General features: G+C 64.5%; 15 protein-coding genes. 4 read left to right on the top strand and 11 right to left on the bottom strand.

Annotated elements, in window-relative coordinates; translation table 11 throughout:
• Window positions 1-16: 16 nt before the first annotated feature.
• Window positions 17-943, bottom strand: a complete 927-nt coding sequence (gene grxD / locus PAN08_RS14155; protein ID WP_269792151.1) for a Grx4 family monothiol glutaredoxin — start codon at window positions 941-943, stop codon at window positions 17-19.
• Window positions 944-1,005: 62 nt separating this feature from the next.
• Here grxD and PAN08_RS14150 point away from each other — a divergent pair, with 62 nt between their 5' ends.
• On the top strand, window positions 1,006-1,785 hold the full coding sequence (locus tag PAN08_RS14150; RefSeq protein ID WP_269792150.1) for a polysaccharide deacetylase family protein: 780 nt from the start codon (window positions 1,006-1,008) through the stop codon (window positions 1,783-1,785).
• A 40-nt stretch (window positions 1,786-1,825) separates the two neighbouring features.
• On the top strand, window positions 1,826-3,082 hold the full coding sequence (locus PAN08_RS14145; protein ID WP_269792149.1) for a DEAD/DEAH box helicase: 1,257 nt from the start codon (window positions 1,826-1,828) through the stop codon (window positions 3,080-3,082).
• Between the two features lie 221 nt (window positions 3,083-3,303).
• Here the strand turns inward: PAN08_RS14145 and PAN08_RS14140 are convergent, their stop codons facing one another.
• The 4 genes from PAN08_RS14140 to PAN08_RS14125 all read right to left on the bottom strand — a co-directional run bounded on the left by PAN08_RS14140 (window position 3,304) and on the right by PAN08_RS14125 (window position 6,333).
• Complete coding sequence (locus tag PAN08_RS14140) at window positions 3,304-3,639, bottom strand: DUF6172 family protein (RefSeq protein ID WP_269792148.1); 336 nt, start codon at window positions 3,637-3,639, stop codon at window positions 3,304-3,306.
• 81 nt (window positions 3,640-3,720) lie between these two features.
• On the bottom strand, window positions 3,721-4,392 hold the full coding sequence (locus PAN08_RS14135; RefSeq protein WP_269792147.1) for a class I SAM-dependent methyltransferase: 672 nt from the start codon (window positions 4,390-4,392) through the stop codon (window positions 3,721-3,723).
• Between the two features lie 23 nt (window positions 4,393-4,415).
• Window positions 4,416-5,060, bottom strand: coding sequence for an SGNH/GDSL hydrolase family protein (locus PAN08_RS14130; protein ID WP_269792146.1), 645 nt, complete (start codon window positions 5,058-5,060; stop codon window positions 4,416-4,418).
• Between the two features lie 7 nt (window positions 5,061-5,067).
• Complete coding sequence (locus PAN08_RS14125) at window positions 5,068-6,333, bottom strand: pyridoxal phosphate-dependent aminotransferase (protein WP_269792145.1); 1,266 nt, start codon at window positions 6,331-6,333, stop codon at window positions 5,068-5,070.
• Between the two features lie 228 nt (window positions 6,334-6,561).
• Between PAN08_RS14125 and rsgA the strand changes: the two genes are divergently transcribed.
• Window positions 6,562-7,659, top strand: a complete 1,098-nt coding sequence (gene rsgA / locus PAN08_RS14120; RefSeq protein ID WP_269792144.1) for a ribosome small subunit-dependent GTPase A — start codon at window positions 6,562-6,564, stop codon at window positions 7,657-7,659.
• Between the two features lie 235 nt (window positions 7,660-7,894).
• Window positions 7,895-9,139: a flavohemoglobin expression-modulating QEGLA motif protein gene (locus PAN08_RS14115; protein ID WP_269792143.1), complete on the top strand. Its 1,245-nt coding sequence runs from the start codon at window positions 7,895-7,897 to the stop codon at window positions 9,137-9,139.
• A gap of 7 nt (window positions 9,140-9,146) precedes the next feature.
• Here PAN08_RS14115 and PAN08_RS14110 read toward each other — a convergent pair whose 3' ends face one another.
• The 6 genes from PAN08_RS14110 to PAN08_RS14085 all read right to left on the bottom strand — a co-directional run bounded on the left by PAN08_RS14110 (window position 9,147) and on the right by PAN08_RS14085 (window position 16,409).
• The gene (locus PAN08_RS14110; protein WP_269792142.1) at window positions 9,147-10,382 is read right to left on the bottom strand and encodes an FAD-dependent oxidoreductase; all 1,236 of its coding nucleotides are present in this window, start codon (window positions 10,380-10,382) and stop codon (window positions 9,147-9,149) included.
• A gap of 85 nt (window positions 10,383-10,467) precedes the next feature.
• Window positions 10,468-11,673, bottom strand: coding sequence for a sodium/glutamate symporter (gene gltS / locus PAN08_RS14105; RefSeq protein WP_269792141.1), 1,206 nt, complete (start codon window positions 11,671-11,673; stop codon window positions 10,468-10,470).
• Between the two features lie 628 nt (window positions 11,674-12,301).
• Window positions 12,302-12,700, bottom strand: a complete 399-nt coding sequence (locus PAN08_RS14100; RefSeq protein WP_269792140.1) for a RidA family protein — start codon at window positions 12,698-12,700, stop codon at window positions 12,302-12,304.
• Between the two features lie 34 nt (window positions 12,701-12,734).
• Window positions 12,735-14,171, bottom strand: coding sequence for a D-aminoacylase (locus tag PAN08_RS14095; protein WP_269792139.1), 1,437 nt, complete (start codon window positions 14,169-14,171; stop codon window positions 12,735-12,737).
• A 3-nt stretch (window positions 14,172-14,174) separates the two neighbouring features.
• Complete coding sequence (locus PAN08_RS14090; RefSeq protein ID WP_269792138.1) at window positions 14,175-15,050, bottom strand: MurR/RpiR family transcriptional regulator; 876 nt, start codon at window positions 15,048-15,050, stop codon at window positions 14,175-14,177.
• Window positions 15,051-15,053: 3 nt separating this feature from the next.
• Window positions 15,054-16,409: a gluconate:H+ symporter gene (locus tag PAN08_RS14085; RefSeq protein ID WP_269792137.1), complete on the bottom strand. Its 1,356-nt coding sequence runs from the start codon at window positions 16,407-16,409 to the stop codon at window positions 15,054-15,056.
• Between the last annotated feature and the right edge of the window lie 16 nt (window positions 16,410-16,425).

The raw sequence follows: 16,425 nt of genomic DNA, 5'->3' as shown, positions 1-16,425 counted from the left end.
GCGGTACCGCAGCCGATCAGTACTTCGGCACGCTGTTGTCCACGTCTTCCGACCAGGCATCGATGCCGCCGGTGATGTTGAACACGTTGGTGAAGCCCAGTTCCAGGAACTGCTCGGCCGCCTGCGCGCTGCGGCCACCACGGTGGCACAGGAATGCCAGGGCGGTGTCCTTGGGCAGTGCTTCGAGCTTGGCCCGGTTGTCGCCGTCGAAGGTTTCGAACGGGGCGTTGATCGCGGCGATGGCACGCTCGTCGGCCGGACGCACGTCCACCACGGTGAGCGTGCCGGCACGCAGCTGGTCATCGGCGCCGCGTACATCCAGCGCCTGCACCGGCTTGGGTGCATTGGGGTTGTTGATGGCCAGGCCCTGGCCACGGATGTCATCCACCCAGTCGATGGTGATGCCTTCGGCGCGACGGGCGCTGGCGGCGTCGAACTGAACGCGCAGGCCGTTGGATTCGGCGGCGATGGCGTTGGCGTCGATCGGGGCCAGCTGGAAGTTCGGCTGGAAGCGGGCGTCGATGCTCAGCTGCAGCGCGGCGCCGGGCGAATCGGCCAGCGCGCCCTTGAGCATTTCCACTGCCGCCGGGGTGACGGTAATGGTCGGCGGGGTGCGGTCCGGTGCGGCCAGGCCGAGCAGGCTGCTCAGTTCACCGCTGCCGGCCATCTGCAGAATGATGTCGCTGCCGCCGATCAACTCACCGTCAACATACAGCTGTGGAATGGTCGGCCAGTCGCCGTAGGCCTTGATGCCTTCGCGGATGTCCTGATCGGCCAGCACGTTGACGTGGGCGAATTCAACGCCCAGATCCTGCAGTGCACCAACAGCCTTGGCCGAAAAACCGCACTGCGGCATGGTCGGCTGGCCCTTCATGAACAGGACGACGCGGTCGGCGCCGAGGAGGGTTTCAATGCGCGCGCGCAGGGCGGGATCCAGGGACATCATGTACTCGTGGAAGTGGTCTGGGACAGAGGCCGATTCTACGCTGCGTGGCATCATGGGGCATGACTGTCACGCAAACTCTGCATCGCATTCCCGTCCGTCCGTGGCGTTGGGTGCCTTGGTTGATTGCCTCACAACTGCTGGTGGTACTGGCTTGGTGGCAGTTTGGCTGGGCCTGGGGGCTGGTTTTGCTGCTGGCCAGCCACGCGTTGTTCGTAGTGCCGGTATTTCTGCCCAACAGCCGCTTTTATGCGCCGGTACTCAGCCGTGTGCCCGGCCCGGCGGTGTGGCTGACCATCGATGACGGTCCGTCCGATGAAACCCCGGCGGTGCTGGATTTGCTCGACAAATATGGCGCCAAGGCCACCTTTTTCATGGTCGGCGAGCGTGCGGCCGCACGCCCCGAGCGGGTGCGAGAGGTGCTGCAACGTGGGCACGGGGTGGCCAATCACAGCCAATCGCACCCGCAGGCCCGTTTCTGGTCGCTGGGGCCGGGCGAAATGGCGCGTGAGATCGCCGCCTGCCAGCAGGTACTGGCTGATATCGCAGGAAAACCACCGAGCTGGTATCGCTCGGTGGTGGGCATGACCAATCCTTTTGTTGCCGCCGCACTCAAGCGCCATGGGCTGACCCGGGTGGGCTGGAGCGCGCGCGGCTTTGACGGTGTTGGCTGCGAGCCACAGGAGGTGGTGCAGCGTATTGCGCGGGATTTGGCGCCCGGCGCGATCGTGCTGCTGCATGAAGGTGCGGCCCACGGCCACAACCTGGCCATCATCGAGGCTGTCCTGCAGCAGCTGCAGGCCAAGGGGCTGCAGGCGCGCCTGCCACAGGGAACGGCGTAGACTCGCGTCCCGTTCCCGCTGTCCCCCGGATCTCCGCCCCATGCCTTTTTCTCGACTCGGTCTGTCCCCCCTTGTGCTGCCTGCGCTGCAGGAAGCGCTGCAGCAGGCCGGGTATGCGCAGCCGACGCCGATCCAGCAGCAGGCCATTCCGCTGATCGTGCAGGGCCGCGACCTGGTGGCTTTGGCGCCGACCGGCTCGGGCAAGACTGCCGCCTATGTGCTGCCGGCGTTGCAGCGTTTCGTGCTCACGCCACCGCGCAAGCCGCGAGTGTTGGCGCAGTTGGTGCTGGTGCCTACGCGCGAGCTGGCCCAGCAGGTGACGGATGTCTTCACCACGTTGGGCCGGCACCTGGAGCGTCAACCGCGCGTGGTGTGCGCCGTGGGCGGGGTGTCGATCAATCCGCAGATGATGTCGCTACGTGGCGGCGCTGATGTGGTGGTGGCCACACCGGGGCGTTTGCTGGACCTGCTGGCGCACAACGCGTTGTCATTGAATCAGGTGCAGCTGCTGGTGCTGGATGAAGCCGACCGTCTGCTGGACATGGGTTTTGGCGATGAACTGCGGCAAGTGTTGGCCGAATTGCCGGTGCGCCGGCAGACGCTGTTGTTCTCGGCAACCTTCCCGCCGGATATCGAAGCGCTGGCCGATGCAGGCCTGCAGCAACCGCACCGGGTGGAAGTCAGCGAGCAGGCACAGCCGGAAATCGAGCAACGGGCATTTCGCGTTGATGGCGATTGCCGCACCGAGTTGTTGCTGTCGCTGCTGGAAGATCCGAACTGGACGCAGGTGCTGGTGTTTGTTGGCAGCCGTCGTGACAGTGATCGCTTGGCCAGCCATCTGCGCACCGCTGACGTAAACGCGCAGGCGCTGCACGGTGATCTGGCCCAAGGGCGGCGCATGCGCATGCTGCAGGCATTCAAGGACGGCGAACTGCAGGTACTGGTGGCGACGGATCTGGCTGCGCGCGGTATCGACATTGCGCGTTTGCCGGTAGTACTCAACTACGAGCTGCCGCGTTCGTCAGACGACTACCTGCACCGTATCGGGCGCACCGGCCGTGCCGGCGAGAAAGGCCTGGCGGTGAGCTTTGTCGATGCGGCATCGTTTGCCCATTGGCGTTTGATCTGCAAACGCAATGCGCTGGATGTGACGGTCGAGCAAGTGGCTGGATTTGAGCCAAAACAGAACGCGCCGACTACGCCGCGAGTGGCTGAAGACAACGGCGGCATCAAGGGCCGCAGGCCGAGCAAGAAGGATCGTTTGCGCGCAGCCGCAGCGGCAAACCCAACCGACTGAGTGAGCTCATTTGCGGGCGGAGCGGAGCCATGCAGGTGCCATTTGCCAAGCGTGGCGCGGCGCCAACGTGGGTGTTCTGCGCCACTGAAGCCGAGGTAAGAACGGCGGGTAGTGGAAATTTTCAAGCAACAAAAAGCCCGCGATCTGCGGGCTTTTTAGTTTGGGCGGCGACAGGCACATGGCCGGTATTTCATCCCGGCGTCCCGTGTTGCCGCTCCAGATCAATCTTCGAAGTCGTTTTCCGATGCGGTCGCAGCTTCTGGTGCGTTGACCGGACGCGGGGTGCGCTTGCCGGGCTTGCGCAGCACTTCGACGAAGAACTGCTTGTTGCCGGCAGCGACCAGCGCATCCACGGCGCGGGTCAACTCGGCGAATACCACCGGCTGCGCGGTGGCTTCGTCCACGCCGACCTTGCTGTCGAAATCCCAGAAGTCCGCGCCAGCCGGCAGTGCCTTGCCGCGCTCGCGTTTGATGTACTTGCGGATGTCGTGCTTGCTGGCTTCCAGCAGGCGGTCGGGGTGTTTGCCTTCGAGGTCGAGGCGGTAGGTTTTTCTCACGGGAATCTCGTTGATGTGCCGACCGGGAGGTCGGCGGAAAGGGAATGGCGCAATTATCAGTGCAAACGGCTGAGTCGGGGCTCAATCGCGCTGCGCGACCAGCAGCCAGTTGTTGAATGGGGTGCTGCCGTACAGCGGGCTGACGCTGACTGAAAGCCCGGCCTGCTGCAGTTGCGTCCGCACCGTGGTCACATCCAGGTAGTCGCGGGGGCGTGAACGCATCCAGCCGATCAGATTGGCGGCGCGGTCGGTCACCCGGGAAATCACACCGCGCCGGCTGTGATCAGGCTCGGCCATGCGGATGACCAGCCGTCCATGGGCGCCCAGCATACCGGCCACGCGCTGCAGCAGAGCTGTCTGGGCGGCGGCCGGCAGGTACTGCAATACGTCGAGGAGGGCCACGCTGCCGTGGTGCTCCGGTACCGTGGCGAGCAGGTCGATGCGCTCGAAGCCGGTATCGGCCAACGCTGTGCGCTCGGCGGCGATCCGCCCGCACTGGATTTTGGAGCCATCGTTGTCCACGCCCCGATAAGGCATCAACTGGCCATCACGACGCAACGCATGCGCCAGCAGGCCCAGCCCGCAGCCCATATCGAGCAGGGGCGCGTTGCTGCCGCGCAGGGCCGTCAGCACGCCCGGGTAGAGCGGATCGCTGCGTAGTTTGAACAGGGCGTAGTAGTAATTGCCCCGGTGCCCCCAGGGCCGCTGGGGGGCAAAGGCACGGGCGATGGCACGCGCATCATCGGCCGCCATGGCCGGATGCCGAGGTTGGCCGTTCACCCGTCTGCAGGTGTCTGCAGCAGTTGCACTGCCACCGGCAGCGCCTGCTCCATCCAGCGCCGGTACATCAGCGCCGAGGGATGCAGGCCATCTTCGACCAGCATCTCCGGGTTGGCGCCATCCTCACGGCTGGTCGGGGTGATATCGACAAAGGCCACGTTGTAGTCGCCACAGCAGGCGCTGGCGGCGGCGTTGAAGTCGTCAATCTCACGGGCCACCTGCGCGGCATCGCGGTCATGCGCCTGGGCATAGGGTGTGAAGCCCCAATCCGGCGTGGACAGCACCAGCACATGGCCCGGGTGCTCGCCGGCCAGTGCGATCGCGCGCTGCAGCAGCTGCTCGAACTGTTGCCGGTATTCGGCCAGCGGGCGGCCACGGTATTGGTTGTTGACGCCGATCAGCAGGCTGACCAGGGCGAAGGGGCCCTGCGGTGCGGCTTCGTCGATGGCGGTGGCCAATTCGTCCGTGGTCCAGCCGGTGGTGGCGATGACCTGTGGATCGTCCAGATTGATGCCTTGCGCGCGCAGGGCAGCGGCCAGCTGGTAGGGCCAGGTGCCGGGCGCAGGTACGCCCTCACCGATGGTGTAGGAGTCACCCAGCGCCAGGTAGCGCGAGGAAGTGGCGATATCGCTCGGATCCATCGCGGGCTCAGGCACGACGTGACTTCAGCGGGACCACTTTGGTCACCGCCTCGGCTCGGCGGTCCAGCAGCTTGTCGATGCGGCTGAATACATCGCGCATCACGCTGGCTTCCGGCAGCAGGGTCACGCGGAAGTGGTTGCGGTAGGGCACGTTGAAGCTGGAGCCCGGCACCACCAATACGCCTTCTTCTTCCATCAACTGCAATGCGAAATCGTGGTCGTCAAATCCCTGCGCGGCTGGGCCGACCACGGCGGGGAAGGCGTACAGCGCGCCGGACGGCGCCACCAGCGACAGGTGCTCGCTGGCTTCGCAGGCTTCGATGACGGCGCGGCGGGTTTCATACAGACGGCCACCGGGCGAGCACAGCGGACTGATGGTGTCCGGGCCGCTGACGGCCGCTTCGATGGCGTACTGACCGGGCACGTTGGCACACAGGCGCAGGGCGCTGAGCAGGTCCAGCGCAGCACGGAAATCGCCAAGGCGCTCACTGGCGCCGGACAGCAGCATCCAGCCGACGCGCCAGCCGCAGGCGCGATGCACCTTGCTCAGGCCGCTGAAGGTCAGGCACGGGTGATCGCCGGCCAGCGGTGCGACCGGCTGGAACTGCGCGCCGTCGTAGAGGATCTGGTCGTAGATTTCGTCCACCAGCAGCAACAGGTTGTGCCTGCGGGCGACGGCGACGATTTTTTCCAGCAGTTCGCGCGGGTAGCTGGCGCCGGCCGGGTTGTTGGGGTTGATCAGCACGATGGCGCGTGTGCGCGAGGACACCAGCGTTTCCATTTCCACCGGGTCAGGCAGAAAGCCGTTTTCTGGACGGCAGCGGTAATAGACCGGGCGGCCGTCGTTGAGGATGGTGGCCGCCGACCACAACGGATAGTCGGGCGAGGGGACCAGCACTTCGTCACCGGGGTTGAGCAGCGCCCGCAGCGACAGGTCGATCAACTCGGACACGCCGTTGCCCAGGAACACACGGTCGGCAACGGCATCGGGCACATCACGGCGGGCATAGGCGGCGGCGATGGCTTCGCGCGCAACCGGCAGGCCTTGCTGATGGGTGTAGGGATCAGTGCGGCCCATGTCATCGGCAATGGCGCGCTGCAGATGTTCCGGTGCACGAAAACCAAAGGCGCCCGGATTGCCGATGTTGAGTTTGATCAGTTTGCGGCCCTGGGCCTCCAACTCACGCGCTCGTCGGGCAAGTTCACCACGGATTTCGTAGCGGACTTCGGACAGACGTTCACGGGTGACGAGCGGTTTGGAGGGGGTTGACATTTCGACAGGGCCGTCAAGGGCATGGAAGCCGCATGTTAGCTGAATTGTTGCGCTGCGGGGCGACGGTTCCAATGCCAACCAATGGTCTGGGTACCGGAGGGGAGAACAGCCCCGAACGCTCTGCTGTGTTGCGCGCGAGGGAGCGGCCTTTGCCGTTGCTCAGCCCAATCTCCAGGCCCATTCCGCCATCCCGGCGTTTCCACAAGCCCACCCCGGTAGAATTGCCGGATGACAGACCCCATCGATTTCGACGCGCTCCGCTACATCGGCTGGCCCTGGCCCGGTGCTCCCGAGGACCCTGCCTGGCAGGCGATGTTTGCCGCCCATCCGCAGACGCGGCCGGCACGGGTGATCGAACAGCATCGCTCCGGCTATGTGGTGGCCGATGCGCCCGAGGCCAGCATGAAGACCGAGTCGCCGCCGGAATGGCAGCGTCCGCGGTTTCCCAGCCATGAGCGGGCGGCCGTTGGCGATTGGGTGCTGCTCGATGGCATCCGCATCGTTGCGCTGCTGCCGCGGCGCACGTCGATCAAGCGCGGTGCGGCCGGTGAGCATTACCACCAGCAGGTGATCGCGGCGAACATCGACACGGTGTTCATCGTTTGCGGGCTGGACGCCGACTTCAATCCACGCCGCATCGAACGTTATTTGCTGCTGGTCGGTGGCGGTGGTGCCGCGCCGGTAGTGGTGCTGACCAAGGCCGACCAGACCGAGTACAGCGAAGACGCACTCGCGGTGCTGGAAGAGCTGGCGGCGCAGCAGATTCCGCTGCTGGCGATCAACGGCAAGGACCCGGCCAGCGTCGCTGCGCTGATGCCATGGCTGCAACCCGGGCACACCATCGTGCTGGTGGGGTCATCTGGCGCGGGCAAATCCACGCTCACCAATACGTTGCTGGGCCATGAGCGCATGAAGACCAACACGGTGCGCGAGAACGATTCGCGCGGCCGGCATACCACCACATATCGCGCGCTGATGTCGCTGCCGACCGGCGCCTGCCTGATCGACACGCCCGGCATGCGCGAGTTGAAGCCGACCGGCGAGGAAACCCTGGCCGAAGGCGGCTTTGCCGACATCGACGCGCTGACGCTGCAGTGCCGCTTCCGCAATTGTGCGCACCAGCAAGAGCCGGGCTGCGCCGTGCAGGAAGCCATCGAGCGCGGCGATATCGATGAAAGCCGCCTGCAGAACTACCTCAAGCTGCGCGAGGAGGTGGCAAACGCCGCCGCCAAACTCGCCCAGCGGCAGGCCGAGCAGGCCACCGAGCGCAAGAGCAGCGGGCGCGGTGCGCAATGGCGGCCGGTGGGGAAGGGCAAGCGCCGATGAGGCTTGCCTGAGTCACCAGGGCTTCTGCAGTGGTAGTGGCGCTCGACATGCAGCTCCTTTCCCTTCTCCCACACACGGGAGAAGGTGCCCGAAGGGACGGATGAGGGCAGCGCTTCGTTGTTGTCATTGAGGGTTGTTTGCTTCAGACCAGGTTGAACCGTCGGCCGCAATGCGGCGCCAGTTCGGCCCTCACAGCCCCTCTGCAGTGAGCACGCGAGGGCAAAGCGGAGACGGCATGGACCACCAAGATCCCGAGATTTCCCATCACGCCGCCCTCGATGCGCGCTTGGTGGCAGCGGTGCGTGGCATCCGTCTGCTCACGTTGACCAGCTGGCCGGCATTGCATCAGGCACCGTTCCTGCAGAGCGTGGCGCGCGGTAATCCGTTGTTGCCACAGGTGTCTTACCCGAAACAGGATTTCAGCCAAGCGCGGCGTGAGCTGGCGGCTATCGAAAAATCCGTTGATGAAACCCACCCGCTCGGCGCGTATCTACGCGATTCGGTGCGCAGTTGGGATCTGGCCGCAAGCTTGCTGGAAGTGCTGGGCACGCCGGCGGTGGATCATTATTCCAGCCAGTTATTCGGTGTGCCCGAGGAGCCAATGCCAGGCAATGGCCCGACCACCCGCGAGGCCGCGCGTCATTTCATCCAGATCGCGCAGGAGCTGGACCACGAACTGCTCGCACCGGAAGAAACCGTGCCGGTATCGGCTACCGCACTGCAACTGCAGCTGCAGTCGGATCTGGACGATTTTTTTGATGCCCGCATCATCACCGTGGAACTGGATCCGGAACTGATCGCCAAAGCTGCTGCTGGTGCCACCCGCATCCGCCTGCGCACCAGTGCGTGCTTCAGTGCCTACGACCGCGCACAGTTGTTCCACCACGAAGCGTTGGTGCATTCGCTCACTGCGCTCAATGGGCGTGACCAGGTGGTGCTGCCGAGCCTGGGGCTGTCGTCGCCGCGCATCACCGCCACCCAGGAAGGCTTGGCGACGTTTGCCGAACAGATCACCGGCAGCATCGACATCCAGCGGCTCAAGCGCATCAGCCTGCGCATCGAGGCGATTGCGATGGCGCGGGAAGGTGCGGACTTCATCCAGGTGTTCAGTTATTTCCGTGATGCAGGACAGACGGCAGAAGAAAGTTTTTCTTCGGCGCAACGTGTGTTCCGTGGTGTGCCGACCACGGGCGGTGCAGCTTTTACCAAAGACACGGTGTACCTGCGCGGCATGGTGTCAGTGCATACGTTCTTCCGGCAGATGCTGCGCGAGGACAAGCTGCGCACGTGCCGCTGGCTGTTTGCCGGAAAAATGACCCTGCACGATGCGCAAACGCTGGCGCCGCTGTTTGAAGCCGGCGTGCTGGCACCGCCGCGTTGGTTGCCGCATTGGCTCAATCGTGCCAACGGGCTGGCCGGCGCATTGGCGTTTTCGTTGTTTGCCAACCGCATCCGCATGGATCAGATCGGCGAGCTGTAACGGCCGCTCAGGGCGTGCCGAGCAATTGGGTGATGGCGCGTTCGCCGCTGCCCATCGCCAAGGTCCAGCCGAGCATGCCGTGGCCGATATTGCATCCCAATCCGTCGCCCAGGTTGCGGATGATCGGCGACGACCACGGCGTTACCGGGCGCAACCCGGCCCAGCTGCTTTGGATGTGGTCGTAATCCGCCGCATCGGGCAATGACGCGCGAGCCATGGCAATCAATTGCGCCAGGCGTGCGGGTTCGGGCGCGGGATTCCAGTCATTGAGGTCCGCCAGCCCGGCCACGCGGATGCTGTCGCCCAATCGGCAGAACACCAGCTTGCGTTTGGTGTCGGTGATGCTGACCTGTGGTGCGTTGGCGCCGAGCGGTGCGGTGAACGAATAGCCCTTGATCGCCATCACCGGCATGCGCAATGGGCGCAGCAACGCGGCGCTATCGATTCCAGCACACACCAGCACGCGTGGCGCCAGCACACGGCGGCCATCGCGTGCCTGCAGCAGCCATTGGCCGTTCGTGCGCTGCAGCGATTGCGTGTCGAAATCGAAATCGGCCTGCACGCTGTGCTGGTGTTGCAGGATTTCCAGCAAGCCTTGGCTGAAGCGGTAGGGATCACCGGCTTCTTCTTCGGGGGAATACACGCCGCCGGCCAGCCATGACGCACCAGCCAATGCCGGCTCGATGGCGCGGGCTTGCGCAGCATCCACCAAGCGTTGTTGCACGCCGTACGGGCGCTTGAGCGCGATCATCGCCTCGGCGCTTTGCACGCCTTCCGGTGTGGGATACAGGTGCAGCTTGCCGGAGACCAGGTGGTCGAAGTCGATGGGGTGCTGTTGCAGCAGAGCCTGCATCGCCTGGCGTGATTCCAGTGCCAGCTCCAGTGTTGCCAGAGTGTTTTGCCGCAGGCTGTTGGCGTTGGCCTGACGCAGGAAAGCCAGCCCCCAGCGCACGAAATCCAGGTCCACCGACCAGCGTGTGCGGAACGGCCCGTTGCGGCCGAACGCCATCTCCGGCAGCTGGCCCCAGGTTGCCGGGCCGGCCATGGCATCGGTGTAGGCATAGCTGAGCTGGGCGCCATTGGCGAAAGAGGTGCCCAGCGCCGGGCCGGTATTGCGATCAACCAGCAACACCGAACAACCGCGTCGCACGGCAGCATAGGCGCTGGCCAACCCAACCACCCCCGCACCGATGATGACCAGATCATGGCCGGTGGAAACGGGGGTTGCAGCGGAAGAGGTCATGGGGAGGCGGTACAGAGCGAGCGATATGACGCATTGTCGCGCTGCCCCGCGCACTTGGCGCGGGTGCAGCGCACGGAACCGGCCCTTAGTGCGGCCAGAAGTTCAGGAAGCCGGTGATGATCAGCGCGTTGATGAAGTCGATGAAGAACGCGCCCACCAGTGGTGCCACCAGGAATGCACGCGGTGCCGGCCCATAACGCTGGGCCAGACGGCGCATCACCGCCATCGCATTGGCCGTAGTGCCAAGCATGAAGCCAATGAAGCCACCGCCCATCACTGCGGCGTCGTAATCGCGGCCCATCAGCAGGTAGATCGGCACTGCGAACAGCGCCACCACCGACACCTGGATGATCAGGTTGACCAGCAACGGCACGCCCATGCCGGCCAGTTCCCAGAGCTTGAGATCCATCAACGCGATGGCCAGGAACAGTGCCAGACAGATGTTGCCGATCAGATCGGTGGTCGGCACCGAGAGCTTGATCCAGCCGGTGTAGTCGTCCACGTTGCGGATCATCGCGCCGACCAGCATGGCGCCGATATAGGTTGGCAGGGTCAGGCCGATGCCCTCGAAACCCTTGCCGACCCACACGCCCAGCCACATCGCCATCAGCAGCACGACGATGCTCTTGAGCGCGTCGAACTCGCGCGCCGATTCGCTGGGGTAGCTGACGACGACGGATTCGTCTTCCAGCCGCTGTGCATCGGTGACCTTCTTGCTCGGATGCTGCACCTTGAAGCGCTGCATCAGCACCGTGATCACCGGGCCGCCCACCAGGCCGCCGCAGATGATGCCGGCCATCGCCGCCGTGACCGCCAGGCTTTCTGCGCCAACCAGGCCGGCCTGCTCGAAGTGCGGTGCAAATGCCAAGCCGGTGGCTGGGCCGCCGGTGAGCGTGGCCGAGCCAGCGAGCACACCGAACATGGGATTCAGGCCGAACAGCTTGGCAACGCTGATGCCGATCAGGTTCTGCAGTACCGCGAACACACTGGCGATCAGCAGGAACAGCATCACCTGCTTGCCGCTGACACGCAGCAGCCGCACGCTGGCATTGATGCCCAAGGTGGTGAAGAACGCCACCATCAACGGTGTCTTGAGCGTGGTGTCCAGCTCGAACAGCGTCACCTGCTGGCTGTGCGCCCACCACACGGCCAGCGCCACCAGCAGGCCGCCGACGACAGGCTCGGGCAGGTTGTAGCGGCGGAAAACGGGAATGGCACGACACAGCGCGTAGCCAGCGAACAGGGTCAGGCCGGCGAAGGCCACCGTCTGCACGGCATCAAGTTGGATCATGGAACGGGTACCTCAACCAGCGGGACACGGACTTTGTCCGGCTCAGGGGACAATATCAATAGCGGGCGGTGGTGGTTGTGCGGTGGTGGCCGGGGTGGCCTCGGGGTTGAACGCATGGCCTGAGATAGCTGAATACGCTGTTTTTACGGTGCCGAAGGGGCTGGCCGCATGACCTTTGCCTGCACTTTGCGGATGCGGGTGCTTGCGTCGGGATTTTCCACCGCAATCGCTTCTTTGCCCGTTGATCGCGCCTGGAGGGGTTTGAAAGGGCAGCCGGGGCCGCTCGACCTCTTTTCAGTCATTCCATCGAAGGCAGGGCTGCGCGGCTGTCCGGTCCGCTGCTAAACACCCTGTTCTTGCCTGGCGGTTGCCTGCGGAAAAAAGGGAGGGGACGACTGCACAGGTGCCCAGACGGCACCGCACGCCGCGTTGCGCGTCTCTTTTGCGCTGGCGAAAGGAGAGGGGTGCAGGAACGCTGCCGCCGCCGGATAGGGCTGCCCAGGGAGTCGGGTGAGCCGTGAGGCTTGCAATGCAACCACCGACAACAGGCCTGCCACTGCAGGCATGTTCGGTATCAGAACGGACGCGCGCGCAGCGGCTTGTGCCGTTCCCGCCGCCCTGTGGTTGTTCAATCGCGCTGCGGGCGCTTGTAGGCGATGCAGTCCACTTCCACTTTGCAGTCCACCACCATGCGGCTTTCGACACAGGCGCGGGCAGGCGGGTTCTCGCCGAAGTAGTGCTTGAACACGCCATTGAAAGCGTAGAAATCGCGTGCGTCATCCAGCCATACACCGCAACGGACCACATGCTCAGGGCCGTAGCCGGCTTCTTCCAGAATCGCCAGTACATTGCCGATGACCACATGCGATTGCTCGGTGACGGTGCCGGCAACCAGCTCGCCATCGCGCATGGGTACCTGACCGGACACATACAGCCAGCCATCGGCTTCGACCGCGCGCGAGAACGGCATGTGCTGCTTGCCTTGGCCGACGCCACCTTCGGCGCCATAGCGCTTGATGTCACTCATGGATATTCCTTTGTGTTGTTGCCGGAGTGGCAGTTCAGGCCGCCGGCGAGGCTTGAGGTGTGATGAAACAGCCCGGTCGCGCGACCACGTTCTGGCCGTCATAGGCGAGCCGGCCGTTTACCCAGACGGCTTCAATGCCCTCAGCAGCGCGGATCGGATCGTGGAAGCTGGCGGTATCGCGCACGCGCGCTGGATCGAACAGCACCAGATCCGCGCACCAGCCTTCGCGGATATGGCCGCGTGCGCCCATCGAAAAGCGTGAGGCGGGCAGGCCGGTCATCTTGTGTACGGCGGTATGCAGCGGGAACAACTGTTCATCGCGCGCATAGTGGCCGAGCACGCGCGGGAAGGTGCCCCACAGCCGTGGATGCGGGCGCGGATCGCGCGGCAGTCCGTCGGAGCCGATCATGGTCAGCGGGTGACTGAGGATGCGGCGCACGTCGGCCTCGTCCATGCAGTGATAAACCGCCCCCGCCGGTTGCAGACGAATGGCGGCGTCCATCAACGGCAGCTTCCAGTCGGCGGCGATGTCAGCCAGCAGGCGGCCACCCTGTGCAGGCTCGGATTCTGACCAGGTGATCAGGATGTCGTAGGCATCGGTGACCTGCTTCAGGTCCAGGGTCGAGGCGCTGGCGGCATAGGGATAGCAATCGCAGGCCACGTCCTGATGCGAGGAGGTGGACTGCAAATAGTCGAGCACTTCGCGGCTGCGTCCCCAGTTGTCGATGCCGGCACACTTCAGGTGCGACACGCGCACGCTGGCCTGCGGCGTGCGTGCGGCATCGAACGCTTCTTCCATCGCATCAAGGATGCCGGCAAATTCATCGCGCAGATGCGTGGCATACAGACCACCGCGGGGCAGTTCCAGTGCAAGGTCGGTCACTTCGGAAGACGTCGCGTTGTAGGCCGACGCATAGGCCAGCCCGCTGCTGAGGCCCAGCGCACCTTGCGCGAGGCTGTCGCGCAGCTGCTTGCGCATGGCGGTGATTTCGTCCGCCGTGGCGGTGCGATCCAGCCGGTCCATGTGGTTCTGCCGCAAGGCCGTATGGCCCACCAGTGCGGCGACATTTACCGCCGGTTGCGCGCGCTGTACGGCATCGCGATAGCTGGTGAAGTCCGGGTAGCAGAAATCATGGGCGTCGCCGAGCAGGTTCATCGGGTCCGGCACGTCATTGCGGATACGTACCGGGCTGGCGCTGATGCCGCAGTTGCCGACCACCACGGTGGTCACGCCCTGCGACAACTTGCTGACCATGTCCGGGTTGCGGATCACTTCCAGGTCGTCGTGCGTATGCACGTCGATGAAGCCCGGTGCCAGCGCCAGGCGGCGTGCGTCGATGACCTGCGCGGCCTCGCCATTGCATTGGCCGACGGCGACGATGCGACCATCGCGGATGGCAACATTGCCGTGCACGCCGGGTTGGTCGCTGCCGTCAAGAATCAAGGTGTCGCGGATCAGAACGTCATACATGAATCAATCACCCAGCGGCAGTCGCGAATCGCCACCACGGTGGCGGTCCAACGCCAGTTTGATGCGGCGTAGGTGCTCGTGGTTGGCAGTGGCGCCGTTGAGCGCGGTGGTGGTAGCCAATACGTCGATGGCGAGCATCATCGCGTAGCGCGATGCCGAGGGTTTGAACACGAAATCGGTTTCCTCGATCTGGATCGGCAGCAGCCAATCGCTGCGCTCGGCCAGATCCGTATGGGCTTGGGTAATGGCGCCAACACGCGCGCCGTAGGTGCGGGCAATGTCCACCGCCGAGACGATCTCTGGTGTGATGCCGCTGACTGACAACGCCAGTACCAGATCATCCGGGCCCAGCGTGGCGGCGATGATCTTCATCATCAGTGCGTCGCTGCAGGCCGCTACCGGGCGACCGAAACGCACCAGCCGGCTCTGCATTTCCTGTGCGAACACCGTGGAGCAACCGCCCAGGCCGAAGATGTGGATCATCCGCGCACTGCACAGTGCATCGGCCAGGCCCTGCACGACGTCTTCTTTCAGGTTGGCAATGTTGTGGCGCAGGCTTTCCTGGATGTCATCGCAGATCTGCGCATACAGCGCAGAGATCGGCGGGGCGTTCTGTTGCTCCAGGAAGCGCTTGCCGACCGCGCTGGCAGAGGCCAGACGTGCACGCAGTTCGCGCACATGTTCGCAGCCCAGTGCCTTGGCAAATCGCGAAATGGCGGCAGCGCTGACTTCGGCGCGTTCGGCCAGTTCACTGACGCCGTACTGTGCGGCGGCATCCACGTCGGCAAGGATGGCTGCGGCAATGCGAGCTTCCACCGGGCTGAATTCGTGCTGGCGTTGCCGCAGTTCGTAGACGATATCGAACGTGTTCTGGGACATGGTTCAAATCACCGTCGAGAGGGCCATCACCAACGATAGGGCGATGACGGAGATGAGGGTTTCAAGCACGGTCCAGGTTTTGAAAGTCTGGGCCACGCTCATGTTGAAGTACTCCTTGACCAGCCAGAAGCCGCCATCGTTGACGTGCGACAGCACCACCGAACCGGCGCCGGTGGCCAGCACCAGCAGTTCCGGGTGGGCATAGCCCATGGCCGCGGCGATGGGGGCGACGATGCCTGAGGCGGTGGTCATGGCAACGGTGGCCGAGCCGGTGGCCACGCGCATCAGCGCGGCCATGGTCCATCCCATCAGTAACGGGGACAGCTCAAAGCGTTGTGACAAGCCGATGATTTCGCTGGCTACGCCGGTGTGCACCAGGATGCCGTTGAGCCCGCCACCGGCACCGACCAGCAGGGTGATTGCAGCGGTGGGTGCCAGGCATTCCTGCGAGAACTTGAGGATGTGCTCACGAGTGAAACCACGCATCAGGCCCAGGGTGATGAAGCTCATCAAGGTGGCCAGTAACAGCGCCACCACCGAGTGGCCGATGAAGCGCAGGCCATGGTTCAACGGTGAGCCGGGCGTGGCGATCTGGTCGGCCCAGCCGCCCAGCAGCATCAACACCACCGGTAGCAACAGCGTGGCCAGCGTGATGCTGAAGCTGGGCAGTTGGTCGTCGGGAATGCGGCTGTGGCCGTCGTCCAGCAACGCCGCTTCCATCGGGTTGTGGGCCGGCAACGTCACTCGCGGCGCGACGAACTTGGCGAACACCGGGCCGGCCAGTGCGGCGGTAGGCAGGCCGACAATCAGCGCATAGAACACGGTGCGGCCGACGTCGGCGCCATACGCGCTCACCGCCAGCATCGCGGCCGGGTGCGGCGGCACCAGCCCGTGGACCACCGATAGCCCGGCCACCATCGGCAGGCCCACCAGCAGCAACGGCACGCCGGTGCGACGGGCGACGTTGAGTGCGATGGGAATCAGCAGCACGAAGCCGACTTCAAAGAAGATCGGCAGGCCGATACAGAAGGCGATCAGCATCATCGCCCAATGCACGTTCTTCGGCCCGAAGCGCGCAATCATGGTGCGCGCGATGCGCTCGGCACCGCCGGATTCGGCCATCATTTTGCCGAGCATGGTGCCCAGTGCGACGATCAGCGCAATGTGTCCCAGCGTCTTGCCCACGCCTTGCTCGTAGGCCGGCAGGATCTCAGGCGCGGGCATGCCGGCCAGCAGTGCAAGGCCGACTGAAACCAGCGTGACGCTGATGAAAGGGTTGAGGCGGAAGCGGGCAATCAACACGATCAACGCCAGGATCGACAACGCGGCGTAGATCAACAGCAGGTTTCCGTCGGTCATGCGTACAGGCCCCGGG

The sequence above is a fragment of the Stenotrophomonas sp. Iso1 genome (assembly GCF_027497995.1).
GTDB lineage: Bacteria > Pseudomonadota > Gammaproteobacteria > Xanthomonadales > Xanthomonadaceae > Stenotrophomonas.
This window is presented reverse-complemented; position numbering and strand designations above follow the sequence as displayed.